Raw genomic sequence first — 21177 nt, forward strand, 5'->3', positions numbered from 1 at the left:
ATAGGCATACCGAAAATATTCGACATGCCTATAAAACCCTTAATATTCCATGTAAATTATATAAGGATATTAATAAGAAAAACTTAAAGTAGCATCACCTAAGTTTTTTAATTCTCATTTCGCTTCTCCTCATTCAGCCTTTTAATATCCGTAATTAACTGCACCATCTCTTCTTTCGCATCTGGATAAGTTTCATTCCAATGCTTCACTAAAGCTGGCATCGTCTTCGCTATGTAAGAATAAAGTGCCCACTTCTTTACCTGTTCTTTTCGCTCTTCATTACTCTCGCCAAGTAACAGCTCAGTGTATTTCTCTAGTAAACCGTCAAACTGCTCGTTAAACTTTTCACTCATTTTATTTACCTCCTATATGAAAAAAGCAGCGAAGATCGCTGCTTTTTCTTATAATTTTGATCGGACAGAGTTTAATTTTTTCTCCATTGTGCTTACTTTATCACGACGATCATCAATACGAATCGTTGTTGCAACACGCTGTGCACCTTTCGTATATGGAACTTCATGCATTTGTTGAATTACTTCTAGAATGACAGGAAGATCTCCTTCAATAATTGTATTCATCGGTGTTAATTGATACTTCACGCGATCCGCATTTTTCTCTAGCACCTTTTGTACTTCTGCTACATATTCACTAACACTTGGATTACCTGTTCCTACCGGAATAATCGATACGTCAACAATTGCCATAGTAGTCTTCCTCCTATAATCGCTTCTTATATATCCATTGTCTATTTTACCGAAATCCTCATCATTTTACTAATATGTTACTCTTCCACTTTAAACTGCTCAACTAATCTTTCTAAATCTTTCATATGCTCTGTCAAACTTTCCATCGTGTGGGCTACCTTTTCTAGATGATTAACCTGTGATTCCGTTGCAGCATGTACCTCTTCAGAAACAGCTGCACTTTCTTGACTCGTACCAGCAATTGTATGCATTACCGCTGTAATTTCTCCTTGCTCGTAACCTATGTTATGTACCTCTTCTACAATTTTTTCAACTGAAGTACTAATCGTATTTACAACTGACATAATTGTGCGGAACTCCATTTCTGCCTCTGTCGTCACTTTATTTTGCACATCTGCAATGTCTTTCAATTTACTTACAACTTCTACAACCCTTTTTACTTCTAATTGCACATCACCAATCATCGTTGTGATTTCTCCTGTTGCCTCTTTTGATTGTTCCGCTAATTTCCGAACCTCTTCAGCAACAACCGCAAATCCCTTACCTTGCTCACCTGCACGGGCAGCTTCAATCGAGGCATTTAAAGCAAGTAAATTTGTTTGATCCGAAATACCTTTTATAAGCTCAACAACATTTTGAATCGATCCAACTCTTTGTTCTAACTTATCCGATGCTTCTTCTGTATGAACAACAATCGAAGATGATTGTCCCCTCGTACGGACTAAGTTCCTCATTGTATTTAATCCTTGCTTAGATGCCTCTTCCGCTTTGCCAGTCACTCCTTTTATTTCACCAACGGAGCTATTCATTTGTTCCACTGACTCTGCCATATTCTCGAGCTGAGCTGAAACTTCATCCACACTATTCGCAAGAGTAGAAGCTCCCCCGCTCACATCATCCATTGCTCCGGAAACTTCTCTACTAGCCGCTACTGTTTCGTTCGTTAAATAATGTAAACTATTCGTTGATTGTTGCACTGTTGATACGCTGTTTTTAATTTTACTTACCATTTCATTCATTTGTTCAACCATATCATTAAAGTGCTTCGTCAACTCTCCAACTTCATCTTTACTTGTCACCTTCATTCGCAGCGTTAAATCCCCTTCTGCTACTTTTTGAACGTGATTCTTTAATAATTGCAGTGGTCTTGCTAATCTTCTTGAGAACAAGTAGGAAGCTACGATTCCAACTAATAAACTAATACACGCCATCATAATGACTGTATTTCTCGTACTATTTAATAGCCCATCGATCGTTTCTTTCGGATAAAAGATTCCTATCGTCCATTTCATCGTATCAAATGATTGACTATAAACAACTACATCTTCACCTTTTATTGTAGTGACCGCATATTTTGTTACCTCTTTATTTAAGCTCTTTATAAGTGGCTCTTTAGAAACATCTTTCCCTATCTTTTCTGGATAAACAAGAGCCATATTTTTATCATTTATAATAAACATTTCTCCGTCATTATTATATTGAATATTGTGAAGCAACTTCTGAATCGTCCCAAGCGATACATCCATCGCAACAACGCCTAATACAGATCCATCTTGAGCTGTAATTGCTTTAGAAACACCTACACTTAACTTTCCTGTTGCAATTTCATAAGAAGGTTGTCCCCAATGGACCTTTTTTACATCAGCCTCTGAATCTTTATACCATGGTCTTGTCGTTGGATCATATCCTTCTGGCACTTGCCCACCTTCAGCAAGATTGGCACTTAATGTTTTTTTATCTTTCGTACCAATATATAAATCTAAAATACCAGGATGATTCTTTTTATACTCCGCAAACTCTTTCGTTAAAAACGCTTCCTCTTCTGGAGTAACCCCACCTTGAAGCATATTACGAATCATCTCACTGTTCGCGTAATACCCCATATCTTCATCCGTTCTTTGAACAAATGTCGTAAGTTGCTCTGTCACAAGATCCATCGCATTTTGAGAATACTCGTCTAAGGAACGCACTTCCTTTTCTTTCTGTAATTGATACACAGCTGTACCCAATATTACGAACATCATAGAAATAAGTACTGAAAACACTACCGCAATTTTTAAACGTAAACTTCTTAACATCTTCCCCCCAGCATCCCCTTCGCATTAAATTGAAATATTATTAATCATTATATTAAGTATAATAGATAAAATTAAAAAATTGAAATTAATTCTCACCTTAATACAATTAGAAAACGGACTACCACTTGTGCAAAAACAAATAGTTCATTATCCTTAAAATATAATCTCATTCGTTCGGAGGGAACTATGTTACAAAAATTCGGTTTCTCACAATATGAAAGCCAAGCTTATGAAGTTGTCGTATCAAGCAATGAACCATTAGATGCTACAACAATTGTGAAGCATTCAGGTGTTCCAAAAGCAAAAATATATGAAGTACTAGCACGCCTAATCGATAAAGGAATGGTAATGGATTCTGTTTCAGAAAAGAAAAAATTGTATACAGCATTACCACTAAAGCTAGCAATTGAAAAATTAACGACAGAATTTCAATCAAATATTAAGGAACTGGAAACAAATATATCAAAAAAATCATTTACAGATGACCGTGTTTGGAGCTTAAAGATGCAATCTTCTATTCGAGTTCAAAGTAAAGAACTCATTGAAAGTGCAAAAGAATCAATCCATATTTCAGCTTGGAATGATACTCTTTTAGAATATCTTCCTTTACTAGAACAAAAAGCAAAACAAGGTGTTCAAATTGAATCCCTTATTGTTGGAGAAGTAGAAACAGACTTAGAAAACATGCATTTTCTAATCCCAGCTGAAGAGCCTAATGCATTAGAGCGCTACTTGCTACTCATCGTTGACGATCGTGAAATTTTATTTGCTGGCTTAGAACAAGAGTCATGGCAAGCGATGAAAACAATGTCACAACCTTTCGTAAAGTTCTTTACAGAATTTTTCTATCACGACGTTGCACTTGCAAAGATTACTCAAAAACACCATGATCTCTTTATGGAAGATGAGGAAATTAAGAGTTTGTTGATGAAGTTAAGATACTAATTAAATAATAAACAGGAGTCTAGTTTTTCACTTAGACTCCTTTTCGTTTTGTTCCTTTATCTCCATCAACAGCTCAATGATTTTCTCATTTTGCTCTACCTGTTTCTCTGAATTTTTATAGATGAAACGAACCCATCTAAGTGCAAGAATAATAAGAAACAAAGGGAGCATTGAAATTAGAAGACCAATAATTGAAAAATTCGTATACATATACCTCACCTCGCTATACACCCTTTCTCCATTTCTCTACTAAAACCTGCAATTTTTTACAAATAAAAAAAGAACCTATCAAACGATAGATTCTTCTTTCGCAAACTGAGTAGAGCGTCCTCTCGTAATCGAGAAAATCGCGCAAAGCAGTGCTAATATAATAAAGCCACCGCCTACCCAAGCGTTATATATAACAGATGATTTTTCAATAACAACTCCGCCTACTGTTGAACCGAGTGCAATTCCTAAATGAAGCGCAGAGTTATTTAAACCTTGCTGGATACCAGCTGATTCCGGTGCAATGTCAATTAAATAATTTTGCTGTGCTGGTGAAATCGCCCAGCTCAGCATACTCCAAAGTCCCATCATAATGATGAAGAGTGGGAATGAGAATGTCATTAATGGCAACATGAAGATTGCACATGCAAATACGATAATAATCGAGATAATACTTTTCTTCGATCCCCATTTATCAGCAAGCCATCCACCGAATCCACCGCCGATTACTGCTGCGATTCCGAAAATGAAGTAAAACACACTAATCCAATTTGCTTCAACATGCATAACATCTTTTAAAAACGGTGTTAAATATGCATACAATGTTAAATGCCCCGTTAAAAACAAAAATGATGTTAACTGTGCACTTACAATTTTTTTATCTTTTAAAGTAGCAAGTTGTTCTTTTATTGATAATACCGATGTCGGTGGTACTTTCGTTAAGAACAATGAAATACAAGCAATTGCCATAACTGTTAATACTGAAATCAATACAAATGGCGCACGCCATCCGTATGCATTTCCGAGTACAAGACCGAGCGGTACTCCAAGTACAAGTGATCCACTAATTCCCATAAAAATGATTCCAATTGCACGCGCACGAAAATGCGGTTCTACTACACTAGAAGCAAGTGTTACCGATAGTGCAATAATTAATGAACCACTCGCCGCACAAATAACCCTTGAGAACATTAGCATTCCGTAATTCACACTAAATGCCGAAATAATATTTCCGATTAAGAAAATCGATAATGCTCCAACATACAATGTTTTTCTTTCAAATTTCCCTGTCAAAGCTAATAAAACTGGACCTGACAAAGCAAATACTACCGAAAATATTGTTATAAGCTGACCAGCTGCGCTAATAGATACTCCTAAATCATTGGCAACTAAATCGAGCGTTCCTCCTATAATTAGCTCAACCGTTCCGACTACGAAAGCCGCGATAGCTAAAATATAAACACGAAAATTCAAGTCTTTCCCCACGCTTTCTATTTTGGTTACTACGACTATAGTAACCAAAATAGAAAGTTGACGCAAGTACAATTTTTTTACAGTAAAAAAGGTAGGCGTATTATACGCCTACCCTTCCATCATTCTGTTTCTTTCTTCTTATTCAAGTACCAATACACCGGAAGTCCCGTAAAGACAATTCCAATTGATAAGAAACAACTTACCGGATCATTAATAATCGCACTACCGATTACAAAGAACGAACCTAAAATCGCAACGATTGGTACGATTGGGAATAACGGTACACTATATGCACGCTCTTTATTCTTATTACGTTTCCTTAAAATGAAGACACCAATAAACGTCATTACATAGAAAATATAAATAATAAATACGGAAATCTCAGATAGCTTATTCGGATCACTAATAATCATTAAAATAATCCCTAAAATGATTTCAACAGTAATCGCATTTGCTGGTGTTTTAAATCTTGGACTTTCCTTTGCAATAAACTTAGAAAATGGAAGTTGTCCACGTTCCGCCATAGACATTGGAATACGTGGGAATGTTAAAATCTTTCCATTTAAACAACCGAAAATAGAAACGATAATACCGATACTAATAATTTTCCCACCATATTCTCCAAGTAACATGCCCGCAGCTGTCGCTGTTGCATTTTCTCCAAGGTCTACAATTTTCGCTGCTGGTAATACATTTAATAACGCCAAGTTAATTAATACGTATGCAGCTGTTACAATTAAAATCCCAACTGTCATTGCTTTCGGTAATAACTTTGTTGGATTCTTCATTTCTCCACCAATCGAAGCAAGTAAAATCCAGCCGTCATAAGCAAATAACGTTGCTAAAATTGCCATACCGATACTTTGATTTTCTGATATCGGCACTACTACGTTAAAAATATCACTGTTTCCTTTCCAAAAACCTAACACGACAATTAATACAATCGGAATCATTTTCCCAATTGTCGTGATTGTTTGAACGATACCTCCGTATTTTGTTCCCATACTATTTACAAAGCCAAGGAACACAACTGTTCCGATTGCGATTGGTAAATTCCACACTTTATCTAAATAGAAAAAATTAATCATTAAAGAACTAAAGTATAAACCTAATGTTCCGATAATAGCTGGTCCATAAACAATTGTTTGCATCCAGCCTGATAAATATCCCCAAAAACTTCCGTAAATCTCCTCTAAATACGTATACAACCCACCATTTTTCGGGATTTGCGCTCCAATTTCGGCTACTGTTAAACCACTCGCTAACGTCAACAGACCACCAATTACCCAAGCAAGAATGGCCATATTAGAACTCCCTGAGTAATCTAATACGCTTCCTGGTTTCATAAATACACCAGACCCGATAATCGTTCCTACTACGATAGAAAGTGCTACTGTTAAACCAATTTTGTTCTTCTCATCATGATGCATGCTGCGTATCCTCCTTCCAATTCTAGTGTGATGCAAAAATGAAATAAAAAAACACTCCTCCCTAAAAAAGGGACGAGTGTTGTATTCGTGGTTCCACCCTTGTTTCAATTCGCAAAGTAACACACTTCACCAATTTCTCAAGTCTAAATAACGGTTTTTGCCGGCAAGCAATTACTAGATGTTCGTTCACTGCTGCAGTTCAGAGGTGGTAATCTATTTTTCCGTATTAGGAAGCTCACAGCCAAAGGCTTCCCTCTCTGGGAATCGTAAAAAATTAATCGTGTCCTCATCATCACTTCTTGATGTCGAATTTTGTAGTTATTGTTCATTATATTGAATTGTTAGAAAAAATCAATATATTTTTTTATATAACATAGGAAATATTTCTCTTCTTATATTATAACAGAAGATACAAAACTTCTCTAATTCCCTAAAAATGGTATAATTCATTTAGGAGGTGTACCAATAATGATTGCTGTCTTTTGTATCATCGCTACGTTTCTCTCTGTTCTATTCGCTATCATGTATCGAAACAAGTATCCTGGTTATAGCATTTTAGCGGTAGCTATTATACCAGCTGTTTCCTTCTACGTATTGGGTAAATATCAATATACGGAAGTGTTTATCGGTTTTGCAATCTTCTACTGCGTCTTCGGATACATACTAACAATGAAAAGAATCTTATTGAATCATTAAAAGAGACCGATTTCTATAAGTAGAAATCGGTCCTCGCATGTACCTTCCGGTTGCCCCACGAAAGATACATAAATCAATTATTTATCTTCTTTTTTCATAAAAAACTTGTGATGCGGAAGATCCACATTTAATTCCTCTAATTGTTTCTTTTCATTGTCTAAAATCGCTTTTGCTTTTGTTTTTGTTGCTTCATCTAATCCCGCAAAGATGTCTTCACGCTTCTCTTTTTCTGGAAGTTTCACACCTAATTTTGTTAATTCTTCTTTTGCTTGCTCATGCGTTAATTTTCCAGATTTCTTTTGCTCTAAAATCGACTTCGCTTTCTCTTTCGCCTGTTCATCTAAGTTAGCAAACATGTCTCCATGCTTACCTTTCTCCGGCATTTTCACGCCTAACTTTGTTAATTCCTCTTTTGCTTGCTCATGCGTTAATTTTCCAGATTTCTTTTGCTCTAAAATCGACTTCGCTTTTGCTTTCGCCTGATCATCTAATCCTGCAAACATGTCTTTACGCTTCTCTTTCTCCGGAAGCTTTACACCTAGTTTCTCTAACTGTTTCTTTGTATCGTCCATAATTGTTTTTACTTTTTGTTTTGTAGCGTCATCCAAATCCTTTTTCGCCGTTTTTGTAGACTGTTCAGCTGCTGGAGTATTCGTTGCCGCGAATGCCGGAATACCGACTCCTCCAATGATTCCGAATGATAAAGCACCTGCAATCGCTAAATACCCAACTGTTTTCTTCTTCATAGGAAATTTCCTCCTTCATATTTCTAAAGCATGTACACTTTCGTATACAATGCCAATAGTAATGTTGGTTTCTTAAAATTCCCTTAACGTTTCGAATAAAAAACACCGCTCATAATGAGCGGTGTTTCTCTATGCTTTTTGTAATTGTAACTCTTCACGTTCCATTATTTTTCTTAATACGATTGTTTGTGTCATTGTAAATAAGTTACCTGTTATCCAGTACAATACAAGTCCTGATGGCGCCGCAAACCCCATAAATAGAATCATTGCCGGCATCATAATTTGCTGTATCTTTAGCATCTGTACTTGTTCTCCAGGTGTAATATTAGATTGGAAAACTTTCATCTGAATAAATGTCGTTAACGCTGCAATAATCGGTAATATATGATATGGATCTGCATGTCCTAAGTTCACCCATAAAAAAGAAGATGTGCGAATCTCTTCCGTTCTGCTAATCGCATAATACAAAGCAGAGAAAATCGGCATTTGTATAAAAATTGGCCAGCAACCAGCAAGTGGATTCCAACCGCCTGATTTCATTAGCTCTGACATTTCTTTTTGATACTGCTTTTGTTTTTCAAGATCTTTGCCTACATCACCGTACTTTTTCTTTAGCTTCTGCAATTCAGGTTGCATTTTCTTCATTTTCGCTTGGCTACGATATTGTGAAACAGCTAATGGAATCATCGCTGAACGAATAACGAGCGTCATAATAATGATTGCAATCCCAAAGCTAGCTCCAGGTATATGATGAGCAACAAATTGAATCATAAACGAGATTGGATATACGAAATAATGATCCCAAATCCCAGTACTATGTGCATCAATTGGGGCTGCATTACTGCAGCCAGATAAAACAAAAACAAGTAATAATGATAAACTAACGAGCACAGCTCGGTATGATTTTAACATGTTCATTCCTCCAATGTTTCGTAATTATTTAGCGAAACATTGGTGTATACGGACCGACCTCATCATTCTCTTCACTTGATTCTTGTCTACGTACAGAACGAATCATTCCATATTTATAAAAAATAGAAAATAGCGGTACATTTCCCGCACTATCTTCACATGTATCAACTAACGCAAAAGCTCTTTGTCTACCGCTTGATGCTTGTTGACGCACAAAGCGAGAAACATTAGCAAGGAAGAAAACTTCTAATAAACAAAGTGCCGTCGTTACAAACGATATATATAAAATTGCATCCTGCAATAAAAATTCCATCGCTTCACATCCTTAATAAGGTCATTTTAGCACATTAGGCAAACATTCTCTATTTCCTTTTATTTTCAAAAAAAGTATTTTGCATATTTTCTCAAGAAAACAATAATTAAGAAACGTTGTATTCGCTTTCTTTAGTATATTCACGCACATCAATGAATAGGCTTGATTTATTAGAAATTTATAAAATTTTTGCATTATAATAAAACTATTGCCAGTTTTTGAAAAAACCTTTATTCTCTTCTTGTAATCAAAAATGAATATGGAGATGAAACATACTATGGGTCAACTAGGAGACGCCGATTACGTTCCCGACACCGCCTTTTTATCCTTCCCAGCAGCTAAAACATTTCATTTAGAATTTATGATACAGTTGGTTGTTATTTTTATAGCTTCTATTTTGTATGCAATTTCTATGAATATGTTTTTTATCCCGCATAATATGATTAGCGGTGGATTCGCTGGTGTAGGGATGATTATCGGTTATTTAATGCACTACAATATCGGTGCACTTATCTTTTTACTAAACATTCCTCTTCTTATTTTAAGTCACTTTTACTTAGGCAAGAAGACAACCTTTTTAACAGCGTACTTTGTAGCTGTGTCATCTTTAGCGATGAATATTATCCCGGTACACCAAGTTTCAGACGATATTTTACTTTCTTCTGTATTCGGTGGTGTTATCTGCGGAGCAGCTTCAGGAATTATATTCCGATTTGCTTCTTCAACAGGTGGTTTTGATGTTGTTGGATTGATTGTAGCAAAATATCGAGATGTTTCAATTGGAGCAATCATATTTGTATTCAACTTAATCTTACTTGTCGCAGCAGGTTTTATTTTCGGATGGGATATTACACTTTATACGTTAATTAGTCGATTTGTAGTCAGCAAAGTTATCGATGCTGTGCATACGAAACATATTAAATTAACGATAATGACTATTACAGAAAAAGGCGAGGAAATAAAAAGCGCACTACTACATCACGGCATACGCGGGGTGACAATGGTAGACGCTGTCGGCGGCTATACAAACCATAAGAAAAAAATGATTTACACTGTCGTGACTCGCTATGAGTTAGGCGAAATGAAACGTATTATCCGTCAAGTGGATAACAAAGCATTTATGAACATTACTGAAACAGTTGAAATTGTCGGCCGTTTCAAACGTATATAAAAAAGGTTAATACATTAAAGGGCATAACATATTAGTCATATATACTATGTTATGCCCTTTGTTATTCAACTAACGCACCCTTTAGCATAATAAAATCACGAAGTTTATTACTACAAATCGGAGGATAGCATTCCATATACAAAACTATCTGTCCATTCATTTTTATTCCAAAAATCTTGTATGAAATGGGCTTCCTTTCTCATACCTATTCGTTCACACAATTTTTTTGAAGCTGTATTACGTGCATCAAGATTAGCTTGTATACGATGTACATTACATTCATTAAATAATTTAAATACCAAACTACTTACTGCTTCTGTTGCCAAACCTCTTCCAACTACTTCATTTGAAAAACTATAACCAATCTCAACAGTATCCTTCATATTTGTGTACCATACGGATAAATCACCAACTACTTTAGTCTTGTATATAACTGCCAAACTTAATATTGATTCTTCAGTAAGTGCATTGTTTGCTAGCTTCTTATTAAATCTTTTCTGCATGTCTTCATGAGTCCACTTATTATGTAATAGGAACTTACATGTATCATCATTATTATAAATAGCAAATACATCCTGTAAATCAGTACTCTTAAAAGGTCTAATTATTAATCTTTCTGTTGTGATCTCCAAGTTAGCTCCCCTCCCTTACATTCATGCTACAAAACATTTTTTATTGTATTTAAGCCTCCTTCTTAGATCTCACCTTGATTACATATTTCATCATAATAAATTAAAATCCTTCTTCCACTAAACTGCATTGTTAATGGTATTTCCTTACGCTTTTTATTTTTTACACTTATTACAAAATCAGATAATTCTATTATTATGTCCCTAAATGTGTTATAATGAAAGCAGACTCACAAAAAAAGAGTATATAGACTTGGAAGTTTCTCTTATTTTACAAGCAAAAAGAAACGAGCAGTCGGGTATATTTCAGACACCATACACGTAACGGTTTAAACAACCGATCATCTTAGTTACTCTTCAATGATCTTTTTATAAAAAGATACGTACAATTAAAACTCACTTCAATATACTATACCTACCTTTTTGACTTCCAAATCATCTTATTACATAGGGAGATGAACATATGAATCAATATATACGATATACAATAGCTGTCCTGTTTGCTATTATCGGCGGTACGATTTGTTTCTGGACAAACACACAGCTTGGAGAGAATATCATTTTTAATGGAATCGAAACACTTGTAAGCGCTTCAATTTTAGGCGGATACATTTACTTCCTCTTCAATCCAGAAGAAAATGCTCAGAAAACAATGTTATTAACAATGATTGGAATCGTTGGTGGATGTATTTCCTACTCAATGACAAACTATACATTACCACTTCAATTAAGCTCAGCTTTCTTCCACGGTCTATGGACTTGGTTCATTGCATTCTGCTTAGCAGACGTATTCAACCTATTACAAGACAATGAAGAAGATAGCGGTCGCCAAATTGAAAGTAACTCTTAAGCTGGAAGGAATTCTTCCAGCTTTTTTATGTTGGTTTGCATACACCGGCACTACAATAAAAAGAAGCTACCCAACGGCAACTTCTTTTCCACATACCCCACTTCGTATTCACTTAAATATATCAACGATTTTTCAAATATATCGATCGTTTCTCCACTTATATCAACGATTTTTTCATTATATCAACGATTCGGCACAAGATATCGATTTAACGACAACCTTAGACATCCAAAACGTACAACATACCCTATCCCCCAAGCAACTTACTGCCGAACTCTACGATTAAAAAGATAATCAATAGGATCGCGAGTATCTTTAATGCTACATATGCTACTTTAAAAACAACATAAATGAGCAAGACTATCAAAATAATTGATAAAATTTCCATATTTACTTCCTCCAAGCTTTGCTCTTCTTATCTCATTTTACTCGCCCTAGGCTGTTTATGGAACGGCATAAGATGACATATAAAAAAGAGGATACCTCACCCATCGTAAGATACCCTCTCTTTCAGCTGCTTAAACCATTCTCTTTCTAATTGTAAATATCCCATCTCACTCTTCTCGGCGCTCTTTAATTCTTGATCGGCTTTCTTCATATAAGTACGGGACGCTTCCATATTGCCCTCTACATATTTAATAATCCCTTGTGTACGGTAATATCCACTTAGGTCCATTTTTGTAATAGCCTTTGCATGTTCCTTTGCTTCTTGCAAAGAAAGACTATCCATCTGATAAAGGGCTTTATATAAAAGGTACCAACTATGAAAACTACTAACGAAAAACTTATTTTCTTTCGTTACAGGTAATTGAACAATTCGTTCTATATACGGTATCGCTCTTTCCATTCCCTCTTGATCTGCACGAGCAAAAAAGACGAGCATAAGTCTACTCATTATCTCCCTTATCCCTTTATTCTCTTTTATTTTCTCCTCACTAAGTTCTACTAATCTTTCATCCCAATCTTTCGGTCTTTTATAACTAAATAACTCACTCGATATTTGAATCTCATATAAGTGATTTCTAGCTCTTTCATCATCTTTAATTAAAATAAGAAATTGCATCCCATCACTCATAAGCATTCCTTTTATCGGCACAATTGTAACCGCAAAGATTGCAAAATGGAAAAAGGAAAAATATAAAAGATATTGATAATAACTCACCATGTATATGTAACCGGAAGTAATACCAAATAGTAAACTCGTAATCGGTCCACCTAAAGTGAGCCACGCCCACTTTTTCGAAAGATTCGGTGTCTCTATAGAAGGTGGTACTAATGTTGCAACACCTCCAAAGTACGCCCATAATTTATTTTCTCGAATGCGTAATTTTCCCTTTTCTTTTTGAATAGTAATGGGTCCTACTGTCATAAATTTAAATGTTAAACCACCTATTACACCAAATACTACATGTCCTAGCTCATGAATGGCTAACACTAACAATGAAATTCCAACTATTGCCCATAGGTTCAAAATTACTTCTAATTTCCCAGTTCGGATTACTCCGTATAAAATGGACAGAATTAGCGCCACTGTCATTGAGCCAGCTGGCCTTCTTAAAATATCCACCTTTTTCTCCCCTTAATAAATCATTTTTCTCTGCATTTCGTACATGAACTTCCCGAGATGCAATATCCAAATAAATGAGATTAAACCAATTAACACAAAATCGATATCACTAGCAGCTGTATATATAACGGCAGCCCACCATACATATGCCAATATTGTATTCGTAAATTCATACGCTTTATATCCAGCCTCATGCACAATGTGCTTTAATCCTTCATCTGCGTTTTTCGTCCACATTTTCATAGATTCCATATACGTTACACCTTGTTCAGGGTATAGCTTATTATAACGATTTTTTGTTATGAGCCCGATAATCACTACAGTAGTTAAACAAACAATAGAAGCTACTAAATTCCACACCGCAAATGAAACATTAGTATCCTGCAACAGTGCACGTCTACATGTAATAACTGCATATACAAACCATGCCTGCGTCACTATATCACCTACACGTAAATATATACTTATAATGCCTAATTTTCTGCCTTGTACGCTCTCTTCTTCATCGCGTGCCTCCGCTAACATACGCGTATTCTTCCAAGTGTAGTACATCATTAAGATTCCAAAAATAGTACATATGCCTATAAATGTATTGGATGATAATTTTCTCGGTTCATCCGAGAGTAAATTTAAAGCTATATAAGACGTTAAAAAGCCACCCATCATACTTAATGCTATTTTCCCCACAGAATCAAATTGTTTTTTTCGTTTACTCTTCATCATCCTCTTCCCCCTCCACTAACGTGAATATTTCCTCCACCGATACATTGAAAATTTGTGCGATTTTTAACGACAATACAATAGATGGTGCATAATCCCCGCGCTCAATTAAACTAATCGTTTGCCGTGATGATCCAATCGCTTTCCCTAAATCCCCTTGTGATAAACGATGCTTTGCTCGCAATTCCCTCACTCGATTTTGAAGCTTCATGTCTTCCCTCTTTTTCATTTATTTAATTAAAATTGTAAATAATATCCTTATTTTTGTCAATTATAATTGTCATTTTGACGTTAATAATTGACAAAAATAAATATGTATTATGATGGAAATAACCTATATAATGAATGTGAAATATTAAACAAAGGAAGTGACATATGAATAAAATATCTACTTTTTCCTATATTCTTACTAAGCTTACAGCGACTTTCTTGTTATTATCACTTATTAGCACGCTTCTCTTAACAACTAGTCAACAAACATTATATAGTTTCTTAGCTGGATTACGAGAACTACTATTTGTTCCCTTCGTTCCTATTCTTGCTGCATATGCAATTTTTTGTTCTATTTGCATCGATAAATTGAAATTAAAAACACATACAAGAATGAAGACAATATTACTTTATATTTTTTGCGGCTATTTATTTTTTCTTCCCTTCCTAATATTTAAAGAAGCTAGTCTAATACAGTTCTTGTTACTCGGATCAATTGGAGCAGTATGTTCTCTTTCTTTCTTTTTATTTACAGTCATAGCAACAAAATTTAAGTGGGTACAATATTTCGTACCAAGCATTATGTTTATTATATTTATTACAATCAACTTAGTAGATTTAGAAAGGTTTGGAACATCAAAAGAACAATGGGTCGAAACAAAAACAGATAACTCTTTCGAAGCATCTTTTCAACATTTTAGTGGTGAACATAAAGTCCCAATTGAACTAAAACGAGGTGACATATTAGAATTCACCATTGAATCACGAGCTGAAAATTCGAATGGCTACATGGGAGACGTAAAAATGGCTAGTGAATTTCAAGAGGAAGAAAATTACTTAGCTCCAGCTGGCCCTAATACATATCATTTCGCGGCAATTAAGACAGGAACTTATTACATTATAGTTAGTGGAAATCAGCTAAAAGGAAAGTTAAAAATAGATTGGAATATAAAGTAAAATTTTAATCAACCCTCACCAATCGGGCTTTTACGGGCAACAGGGCCCCCACCTAACTTCTTTGCTTCCGCTGAATTTTGAGGTGGGGGTCTTACCGCCCGGCAAATAGCGGGATAAAATAAAAAAGGCAGTGCTTTTGCACTGCTCTCCTAAATTCTGACATAGAATGGATTTCATATTAGCTTGCGTTTTGTAGTAATACTCGTTTTAACTGCTTACGGAAACGAATACTTAACGTAACCGCTACAATCACAATCACTCCAAAAATGATTTTACCGATATGACCTTCTAACGCTCCAAAGATATCATGTAAGTTTCCACCTAACCAGTAACCACCGATTAAGAAGAATGATACCCAAAATAGAGCGCCTGAATAAATTGTAATGGCAAAACGACGGAATGGTAAATTAATAATTCCTGCAAAGTATCCTGTGAAATGACGTACACCAGGAATAAAGAAACCAATAAAAATCAGGAAGTACCCATACTTATCAAACCACATTCTCGTTAAATCAATTTTTCTTTGTGTTAAAAATACGTATTTTCCATACTTTTGAATGAAAGGCATACCTAATTTATTTCCTAAAAAGTATTGAATCGTCATTCCTACACTTGTCCCAATAAAGGATAGAATGATTAAAATCGGTAAACTTAAATCACCCTTCTGCGCTAAAAATCCCGCATATGCTAATGTGGGCTCTCCCGGAAACGGAAGTGCAATATATTCTAACAGCAAGCCGACAAGTACAACATAGTACCCGTATTGCTGAAATAATTCATGAATCCATTCCATGTCATCTCTCCTTTCAATCACGTACAACTTCTTACTATTATTGTATAAAAAAATTGTCGAAATAACTATCACAATAGCTTACATTTTTATTACATTTTTGTAAGGGTCACACTAATGATTTCTGTTCTTTATTAATTAGTAAAAATCATTTTTTAAGTCAAAATAACAAAAAGACGCATTAATATCATGCAAATTTTATCCATTTTTTAACACTTAAAAACCCCTCTAATTTTGTTCTCAATAAAAAACCACCACAAACTCATCCTAACTTCATATTAGCTTCATATACGTATTGTAAGATTATATCGGAATTTGTTGAAAAATTTAACCAATATATGACTAAGCATTAATTTGAATAAATATAAGTCGTTTTCGAAATTGAAAAAAGGGTGAATACGAAATGGAAGCATATAAAATGCACGATTTTATTAATACAAATGTTGAATCTCATCAAAATGAAACCGTTTTTAATTTACACATGTGTGAAACAAGTGAATTTGACGTAAGTTTAACAAAATCTACAACACTATCTTTTATCGTTTCAAAAAAGAATATTAAAATTGTCACGAAAAAATGGATTAATTCAAATCAAGAAAGCATGATTGGCAAAAGCTACATCATTCCAACAAAAGCTTTTCATTATTTCTTACCAATCATTTCTGAAAATGAAGATGAGCTAAATATTCAAGTTCAAAGTTTTGGACTACGTGGTGAGCTTTTATTAAATGAAAGATTACTTATTGATAAAAACAACAAACACAACAGCAAAATCACTGCATTCTTTGAAACATTAGATGAAAATGTAAATAAAGCTTTACGAGGATTACAACTTCATTGTATGTAAGACTATTACGATAGTAAAAGGAGAATAACAATGAAAAAATTATTATTAAGCGCACTATTATCATTAGGATTTTTAACTCTTCCATTCGCTAGCGCAGAGGCCGCTACAACGAAAGATCAATTAATCGTAAACACTCAGTTAAATAAAATGGATTATTATCAGGATGGAAAATTTATAAAAAGTTTTACTGTCGCTACTGGAAAAGCAGCAACACCTACACCTAAAGGAACTTTTCAAATCGTAAATAAAATTAAAAACCGCCCTTATTATACAGGCAAAATTAAAGGCGGCGATCCACGTAATCCACTTGGTGACCGTTGGCTCGGATTAAATATGGCAGGAACTTACGGAACAACTTATGCAATTCACGGAACTAACAATAATCAAGCAATCGGCAAAGCAACAACACTTGGTTGTATTCGTATGTATAACAATGATATACACTGGTTATTTGAGCGCGTTCAGCAGCAAGCTACTGTCACTGTAAAATAGCCTAAAAACAAGATTTATGTGTAGCCAAGAATTTTATGTCTTGGCTTATTTTATTTATTCATTTACAGTAGCAAAACAACTGTATTTACATATATAATAGGAATAGATTTGATTAGCTGATATTTAAACATTGATAAACGTAGATATTAAAATTATACAGTTATAATGTTTTATAAATTTTATAATACATACTATAATAGAACTACTGTAATTCTGAACTATTCAGTAACACTAAACTATTCCCCTTGCTACCTTCATGATTATTTTATAGCGGGGGCTTATTATATGTATAAACAATCTGAGTCACTCGAAAAATGATGAATTCGAATATTGCAGTAAAAAGCGTTATTTAGGAGGTGTTACTATGACGCATATACTGGTGATTGAAGACAACCCAGATATACAAGAACTAATTCGTGAATTTCTAATGGCACAAAACTTTACTGTTGATGTAGTTGGTGCTGGAACAGAAGGTATTCTTCTTTTCCAAAAAAATTCATACGATCTTGTCCTCCTCGATGTAATGTTACCAGATATAGATGGCTATAGTATTTGTAAAATTATGCGAGGACAATCTGATGTACCAATCATTATGTTAACAGGCTTACATAATGAAGAAAGTGAAATTAAAGGATTTGAGTTAGGTATTGATGACTATATTACGAAACCGTTCCATTACACTGTATTTATTAAGCGTGTAGAGGCTGTATTAAGAAGGGCAGCAACGAAGGAAGCAGAAGCTGCAACTATACTACAATTCCATGAATTGATGTTAAACTCTACAGCATATGCAGCTTATGTTCATGGTAATCAAATTGAATTGACAACAAAAGAATTTGAAATTATTTATACTTTACTGCAAAATCGAGGAAAAGTATTATCAAGAAGTGATTTGTTGAATAAGGTATGGGGCTATGAACATTATGGTGATGTAAGAGTTATAGATACACATATTAAAAACTTAAGAAAAAAATTAGGAATTACTTATATTAAAACGGTGAAAGGCATTGGCTACAAAATCGAATCGTAGCAAAGACAACATCACCAAAAATATTTTCATCAAAACCTTATTATTTTGTATTCTTTTATCACTTTGTCTTTATCAAATTATTTACTTTCTAGCTTCAAACTACGATAAAGAACATTTTGCGAAAGAAAATGGAACGCCGACTACAGAACAGGCGGATTTAGATAGGCAAAACAATCAAAGTAAAACGAATCAAAATAAAGCTGTGTCAGAGGGAAGTATTTCCAATTTCCAATCTTCTATTATAGATTATAAATCTCTTTCTACAGCTATCAATCACCTTTTGCAGCCTAGCCAAACTGCAAAAGCAAAAGAACATACACAAAACCTTTCGGGGAAAAATAGCACTTCTAATCCGCTTACAGAAGCAGAAAAGAAAGCCGCTAATAATGATGCCTTACATACACAAAATGCAGCAAGTAAAATAAATGATATAAATGATAATCCAAAGTTAGCAGATGCGTTGCAGCAATTAGCTCCACATATTGGCGCGACAATGCTTGCATTATCACTACTCGGATCTTTAATTTATACAAAACTAATTGCCAAACCTTTTCAATATATGAGCGATGCTTTAAAAGATATTATGAATCTTGATTTCTCAGATAAAAAACTACTTAACAAAAATACAGATCAAACAGATTTTAATTTGCAAGTAGCCGCTTCACAAGTACCAAATATTGTGAAGAATTTACATGCAAGCAATCAAGATTTAAGAAATGAGCTCAAAAAGGAACAACAATTAGAGCAATCTCGTAAAGAATTTATGTCTATGGTATCCCATGAATTAAAAACACCAATCGCAGCCGTTATGGGACAACTAGATGGCATGATTCACGGAATTGGAGCTTATAAAGATAGAGATAAATATTTAAAACGTTCCTATGAAATGATGCAAGATATTAACATATTAACGGAAAAAATGTCGGAATTATCCAAAATACAAAACCCTCAATTTAAACCGAATTTAGAAGTCATTTCTTTATCTAATATTATTGAGGATGTTATGAAGAAAGTAGATTACTTTGTATCTGTAAAACAATTAAATGTACAATCTAATATTAAACACGACGTACAAATTTTAGCTGATCCTAAATTTATTCAAACTGCTATTTTTAACATTATTTCAAATGCAATTCATTATACAATTGACCACCAGCACGTATATATAAAGCTTTATGAAAAACCAAACGGTTACGCATTAGAAGTATTAAATACAGGTTCACAAATTGATGAAGATAAACTTGCTCATTTATTTGAGCCTTTCTATCGTGCAAACCCTGATAAACACGGTTTAGTACAAGGTAGCGGTCTTGGATTATATATCGTGAAACAAATATTAGATAAACATCAATTTCCTTACGGAATACAAAACACAGCTCAAGGTGTAAAATGCTCCATTGTATTCCCAAAAGCAATGTAGCATTCACTATAATTACATACCCCAAACTCATACTTTATGTGTGAGTGGCGGAATTTTGTAGAGTGTCTTACTCTGTTTCGTTCGCCCGTTATCCTTATTTGGATAGCGGGCGTTTTTTATTACTTAAAAGGAGGATTTTTTATGGATAAGTTTAAATATTCATTGCTCGTTTTATTCGGTGCTTGCAGCTACGGCATACTTTCAACTATTTTCAAACTCGGATTCCTAAGTGGATTTTCAGCACATCAACTATTAGGGGGACAATATGTCTTCGGATGGATTGGACTATTTCTACTCGTTCTTTTCTTTTCACGTCATAAAGTAACAAAAAAACAATTCTTTTCATTACTAACCGTCGGAACAACAATGAGTATGACTGGAATTTTCTACGCTATTTCTGTAGAAGAGCTACCCGCATCTATCGCTGTCGTCCTACTCTTTCAGTTCACTTGGATTGGTGTCATTATCGAAGCAATTGCAAATCGAACATTTCCAAGCCGCGATAAGATCATATCTATCCTTATTTTATTTGCTGGTACATTGTTTGCAGGTGGTATATTTGAAGGCCTCGGACAAAGTTTTTCTACGAAAGGGATTATCTTTGGACTATTAGCTGCTGTCTCTTTTTCATTCTATGTTTTTGCAAGCGGACGCGTTGCTACAGATGTTCCCCCTTATACGAAAAGCTTTCTTATGACAACAAGTGCAACTCTTATCGTATGCCTATTCTTCCCGCCGACCTTTTTAACAGATGGTGCCCTGCAAGCTGGTCTATGGAAATATGCTTTCTTCCTCGGATTATTCGGCGTTGTTGTACCTGTCATTTGTTTTTCAATCGGTGTACCAAAAGTTGGAACAGGACTTAGCACGATATTAGGTGCAGCTGAATTACCAACTGCTATTATCGCTTCTATTACACTTGTACATGAAGTCGTAACCTTCATGCAGTGGATTGGAATTATTTTTATATTGCTTGGAATTTTCACTCCCCAGCTGCTTACGGCTAGGAAAGAAAGGAAACATAATCGCGTGCATAGCGCTTGAAAAAAATACAGAATTTATATAAAGTAAAACTTTAATTAGTGGGGGTTTTGTTCATCCCCCACTGATTATCAGCCCTCACCAATCGGGCTTTTACGGGCAGTTGATCCCCACCTAACTGCTTCGCTTTCGCTGAATTTTGAGGTGGAGTCTTACTGCCCGTTAATG

25 protein-coding genes and 1 other annotated feature are annotated in these 21177 nt (G+C 34.7%); of the genes, 10 read left to right on the forward strand and 15 right to left on the reverse strand.

The genetic code is table 11. From position 1 onward, the window contains the following. Positions 1-107 precede the first annotated feature (107 nt). The 3 genes from DN403_RS07925 to DN403_RS07935 all read right to left on the reverse strand — a co-directional run bounded on the left by DN403_RS07925 (position 108) and on the right by DN403_RS07935 (position 2782). Positions 108-353 (reverse strand): YusU family protein, encoded by a 246-nt coding sequence (locus tag DN403_RS07925; RefSeq protein ID WP_001290589.1) that lies wholly within the window; start codon positions 351-353, stop codon positions 108-110. Between the two features lie 48 nt (positions 354-401). After that, positions 402-704: an MTH1187 family thiamine-binding protein gene (locus DN403_RS07930; RefSeq protein WP_001018860.1), complete on the reverse strand. Its 303-nt coding sequence runs from the start codon at positions 702-704 to the stop codon at positions 402-404. Positions 705-781: 77 nt separating this feature from the next. Beyond that, positions 782-2782: a methyl-accepting chemotaxis protein gene (locus tag DN403_RS07935; RefSeq protein ID WP_000946369.1), complete on the reverse strand. Its 2001-nt coding sequence runs from the start codon at positions 2780-2782 to the stop codon at positions 782-784. Positions 2783-2968: 186 nt separating this feature from the next. Between DN403_RS07935 and DN403_RS07940 the strand changes: the two genes are divergently transcribed. Next, positions 2969-3727 carry a TrmB family transcriptional regulator gene (locus tag DN403_RS07940; protein ID WP_149185386.1) on the forward strand — a complete coding sequence of 253 codons (759 nt, stop codon included), beginning with the start codon at positions 2969-2971 and terminating at the stop codon, positions 3725-3727. A 27-nt stretch (positions 3728-3754) separates the two neighbouring features. On the opposite strand, the gene DN403_RS07945 is transcribed toward DN403_RS07940, so the two are convergent. The 3 genes from DN403_RS07945 to DN403_RS07955 form a co-directional block, all read right to left on the reverse strand. After that, entirely contained in the window at positions 3755-3937 is a 183-nt protein-coding gene (locus DN403_RS07945) for a hypothetical protein (RefSeq protein WP_000288473.1), read from the reverse strand. 78 nt (positions 3938-4015) lie between these two features. Further along, positions 4016-5200, reverse strand: a complete 1185-nt coding sequence (locus tag DN403_RS07950; protein ID WP_003280661.1) for an MFS transporter — start codon at positions 5198-5200, stop codon at positions 4016-4018. Positions 5201-5307: 107 nt separating this feature from the next. After that, the gene (locus tag DN403_RS07955; protein ID WP_000546308.1) at positions 5308-6618 is read right to left on the reverse strand and encodes an APC family permease; all 1311 of its coding nucleotides are present in this window, start codon (positions 6616-6618) and stop codon (positions 5308-5310) included. 65 nt (positions 6619-6683) lie between these two features. Beyond that, positions 6684-6920, reverse strand: a binding site (T-box leader). Positions 6921-7086: 166 nt separating this feature from the next. On the opposite strand from DN403_RS07955, the gene DN403_RS07960 reads away from it, so the two are divergent. Next, a complete protein-coding gene (locus tag DN403_RS07960) occupies positions 7087-7314 on the forward strand; it encodes a hypothetical protein (protein WP_000562245.1) in 228 nt (75 codons plus the stop codon). Between the two features lie 77 nt (positions 7315-7391). Here DN403_RS07960 and DN403_RS07965 read toward each other — a convergent pair whose 3' ends face one another. The 3 genes from DN403_RS07965 to DN403_RS07975 all read right to left on the reverse strand — a co-directional run bounded on the left by DN403_RS07965 (position 7392) and on the right by DN403_RS07975 (position 9285). Next, positions 7392-8060, reverse strand: a complete 669-nt coding sequence (locus DN403_RS07965; protein WP_000730844.1) for a hypothetical protein — start codon at positions 8058-8060, stop codon at positions 7392-7394. A 129-nt stretch (positions 8061-8189) separates the two neighbouring features. Continuing rightward, positions 8190-8972: a membrane protein insertase YidC gene (gene yidC, locus DN403_RS07970; protein WP_000920528.1), complete on the reverse strand. Its 783-nt coding sequence runs from the start codon at positions 8970-8972 to the stop codon at positions 8190-8192. A 28-nt stretch (positions 8973-9000) separates the two neighbouring features. Further along, positions 9001-9285: a hypothetical protein gene (locus DN403_RS07975; RefSeq protein WP_000394930.1), complete on the reverse strand. Its 285-nt coding sequence runs from the start codon at positions 9283-9285 to the stop codon at positions 9001-9003. A gap of 277 nt (positions 9286-9562) precedes the next feature. On the opposite strand from DN403_RS07975, the gene DN403_RS07980 reads away from it, so the two are divergent. Next, positions 9563-10456 carry a YitT family protein gene (locus tag DN403_RS07980; protein ID WP_000530044.1) on the forward strand — a complete coding sequence of 298 codons (894 nt, stop codon included), beginning with the start codon at positions 9563-9565 and terminating at the stop codon, positions 10454-10456. A 110-nt stretch (positions 10457-10566) separates the two neighbouring features. On the opposite strand, the gene DN403_RS07985 is transcribed toward DN403_RS07980, so the two are convergent. Then, a complete protein-coding gene (locus tag DN403_RS07985) occupies positions 10567-11088 on the reverse strand; it encodes a GNAT family N-acetyltransferase (RefSeq protein WP_000406909.1) in 522 nt (173 codons plus the stop codon). Positions 11089-11548: 460 nt separating this feature from the next. Here DN403_RS07985 and DN403_RS07990 point away from each other — a divergent pair, with 460 nt between their 5' ends. Then, the gene (locus DN403_RS07990; RefSeq protein WP_001077773.1) at positions 11549-11935 is read left to right on the forward strand and encodes a DUF3938 domain-containing protein; all 387 of its coding nucleotides are present in this window, start codon (positions 11549-11551) and stop codon (positions 11933-11935) included. A gap of 247 nt (positions 11936-12182) precedes the next feature. Here the strand turns inward: DN403_RS07990 and DN403_RS08005 are convergent, their stop codons facing one another. The 4 genes from DN403_RS08005 to DN403_RS08020 form a co-directional block, all read right to left on the reverse strand. Continuing rightward, entirely contained in the window at positions 12183-12323 is a 141-nt protein-coding gene (locus tag DN403_RS08005; RefSeq protein ID WP_000404758.1) for a DUF3985 family protein, read from the reverse strand. Between the two features lie 96 nt (positions 12324-12419). Beyond that, positions 12420-13472, reverse strand: a complete 1053-nt coding sequence (locus DN403_RS08010; protein WP_002083694.1) for a zinc metalloprotease — start codon at positions 13470-13472, stop codon at positions 12420-12422. Between the two features lie 42 nt (positions 13473-13514). Next, the gene (locus DN403_RS08015; RefSeq protein ID WP_000837717.1) at positions 13515-14222 is read right to left on the reverse strand and encodes a DUF3169 family protein; all 708 of its coding nucleotides are present in this window, start codon (positions 14220-14222) and stop codon (positions 13515-13517) included. Then, on the reverse strand, positions 14212-14433 hold the full coding sequence (locus DN403_RS08020) for a helix-turn-helix transcriptional regulator (RefSeq protein WP_000776170.1): 222 nt from the start codon (positions 14431-14433) through the stop codon (positions 14212-14214). The genes DN403_RS08015 and DN403_RS08020 overlap by 11 nt, the downstream gene beginning before the upstream one ends. Positions 14434-14597: 164 nt before the next feature. On the opposite strand from DN403_RS08020, the gene DN403_RS08025 reads away from it, so the two are divergent. After that, positions 14598-15389, forward strand: a complete 792-nt coding sequence (locus DN403_RS08025) for a hypothetical protein (RefSeq protein ID WP_001033906.1) — start codon at positions 14598-14600, stop codon at positions 15387-15389. A gap of 178 nt (positions 15390-15567) precedes the next feature. Here the strand turns inward: DN403_RS08025 and DN403_RS08030 are convergent, their stop codons facing one another. Beyond that, a complete protein-coding gene (locus tag DN403_RS08030; RefSeq protein ID WP_000454763.1) occupies positions 15568-16182 on the reverse strand; it encodes a DedA family protein in 615 nt (204 codons plus the stop codon). A 400-nt stretch (positions 16183-16582) separates the two neighbouring features. Here DN403_RS08030 and DN403_RS08035 point away from each other — a divergent pair, with 400 nt between their 5' ends. The 5 genes from DN403_RS08035 to DN403_RS08055 all read left to right on the forward strand — a co-directional run bounded on the left by DN403_RS08035 (position 16583) and on the right by DN403_RS08055 (position 21012). Further along, positions 16583-17026, forward strand: coding sequence for a DUF3978 domain-containing protein (locus DN403_RS08035; RefSeq protein WP_000388763.1), 444 nt, complete (start codon positions 16583-16585; stop codon positions 17024-17026). A 30-nt stretch (positions 17027-17056) separates the two neighbouring features. Continuing rightward, the gene (locus tag DN403_RS08040; protein WP_000735061.1) at positions 17057-17518 is read left to right on the forward strand and encodes a L,D-transpeptidase; all 462 of its coding nucleotides are present in this window, start codon (positions 17057-17059) and stop codon (positions 17516-17518) included. 364 nt (positions 17519-17882) lie between these two features. Next, positions 17883-18548 carry a response regulator transcription factor gene (locus DN403_RS08045; protein WP_000148834.1) on the forward strand — a complete coding sequence of 222 codons (666 nt, stop codon included), beginning with the start codon at positions 17883-17885 and terminating at the stop codon, positions 18546-18548. Further along, complete coding sequence (locus DN403_RS08050; RefSeq protein WP_000201951.1) at positions 18526-19968, forward strand: sensor histidine kinase; 1443 nt, start codon at positions 18526-18528, stop codon at positions 19966-19968. Before DN403_RS08045 ends, DN403_RS08050 begins: the two co-directional genes overlap by 23 nt. A gap of 141 nt (positions 19969-20109) precedes the next feature. Beyond that, positions 20110-21012: an EamA family transporter gene (locus DN403_RS08055; RefSeq protein ID WP_000357151.1), complete on the forward strand. Its 903-nt coding sequence runs from the start codon at positions 20110-20112 to the stop codon at positions 21010-21012. Positions 21013-21177: the final 165 nt, after the last annotated feature.

Source organism: Bacillus sp. AY2-1, assembly GCF_008368965.1.
Lineage (GTDB): Bacteria > Bacillota > Bacilli > Bacillales > Bacillaceae_G > Bacillus_A > Bacillus_A thuringiensis_S.

Coding starts and splice junctions, on each gene's coding strand:
- DN403_RS07925 (WP_001290589.1), bottom strand. CDS start 353: ATGAGTGAAAAGTTTAACGAGCAGTTTGACGGTTTACTAGAGAAATAC.
- DN403_RS07930 (WP_001018860.1), bottom strand. CDS start 704: ATGGCAATTGTTGACGTATCGATTATTCCGGTAGGAACAGGTAATCCA.
- DN403_RS07935 (WP_000946369.1), bottom strand. CDS start 2,782: ATGTTAAGAAGTTTACGTTTAAAAATTGCGGTAGTGTTTTCAGTACTT.
- DN403_RS07940 (WP_149185386.1), top strand. CDS start 2,969: ATGTTACAAAAATTCGGTTTCTCACAATATGAAAGCCAAGCTTATGAA.
- DN403_RS07945 (WP_000288473.1), bottom strand. CDS start 3,937: ATGTATACGAATTTTTCAATTATTGGTCTTCTAATTTCAATGCTCCCT.
- DN403_RS07955 (WP_000546308.1), bottom strand. CDS start 6,618: ATGCATCATGATGAGAAGAACAAAATTGGTTTAACAGTAGCACTTTCT.
- DN403_RS07960 (WP_000562245.1), top strand. CDS start 7,087: ATGATTGCTGTCTTTTGTATCATCGCTACGTTTCTCTCTGTTCTATTC.
- DN403_RS07965 (WP_000730844.1), bottom strand. CDS start 8,060: ATGAAGAAGAAAACAGTTGGGTATTTAGCGATTGCAGGTGCTTTATCA.
- yidC (WP_000920528.1), bottom strand. CDS start 8,972: ATGTTAAAATCATACCGAGCTGTGCTCGTTAGTTTATCATTATTACTT.
- DN403_RS07975 (WP_000394930.1), bottom strand. CDS start 9,285: ATGGAATTTTTATTGCAGGATGCAATTTTATATATATCGTTTGTAACG.
- DN403_RS07980 (WP_000530044.1), top strand. CDS start 9,563: ATGGGTCAACTAGGAGACGCCGATTACGTTCCCGACACCGCCTTTTTA.
- DN403_RS07990 (WP_001077773.1), top strand. CDS start 11,549: ATGAATCAATATATACGATATACAATAGCTGTCCTGTTTGCTATTATC.
- DN403_RS08005 (WP_000404758.1), bottom strand. CDS start 12,323: ATGGAAATTTTATCAATTATTTTGATAGTCTTGCTCATTTATGTTGTT.
- DN403_RS08010 (WP_002083694.1), bottom strand. CDS start 13,472: ATGACAGTGGCGCTAATTCTGTCCATTTTATACGGAGTAATCCGAACT.
- DN403_RS08015 (WP_000837717.1), bottom strand. CDS start 14,222: ATGAAGAGTAAACGAAAAAAACAATTTGATTCTGTGGGGAAAATAGCA.
- DN403_RS08020 (WP_000776170.1), bottom strand. CDS start 14,433: ATGAAGCTTCAAAATCGAGTGAGGGAATTGCGAGCAAAGCATCGTTTA.
- DN403_RS08025 (WP_001033906.1), top strand. CDS start 14,598: ATGAATAAAATATCTACTTTTTCCTATATTCTTACTAAGCTTACAGCG.
- DN403_RS08030 (WP_000454763.1), bottom strand. CDS start 16,182: ATGGAATGGATTCATGAATTATTTCAGCAATACGGGTACTATGTTGTA.
- DN403_RS08035 (WP_000388763.1), top strand. CDS start 16,583: ATGGAAGCATATAAAATGCACGATTTTATTAATACAAATGTTGAATCT.
- DN403_RS08040 (WP_000735061.1), top strand. CDS start 17,057: ATGAAAAAATTATTATTAAGCGCACTATTATCATTAGGATTTTTAACT.
- DN403_RS08045 (WP_000148834.1), top strand. CDS start 17,883: ATGACGCATATACTGGTGATTGAAGACAACCCAGATATACAAGAACTA.
- DN403_RS08055 (WP_000357151.1), top strand. CDS start 20,110: ATGGATAAGTTTAAATATTCATTGCTCGTTTTATTCGGTGCTTGCAGC.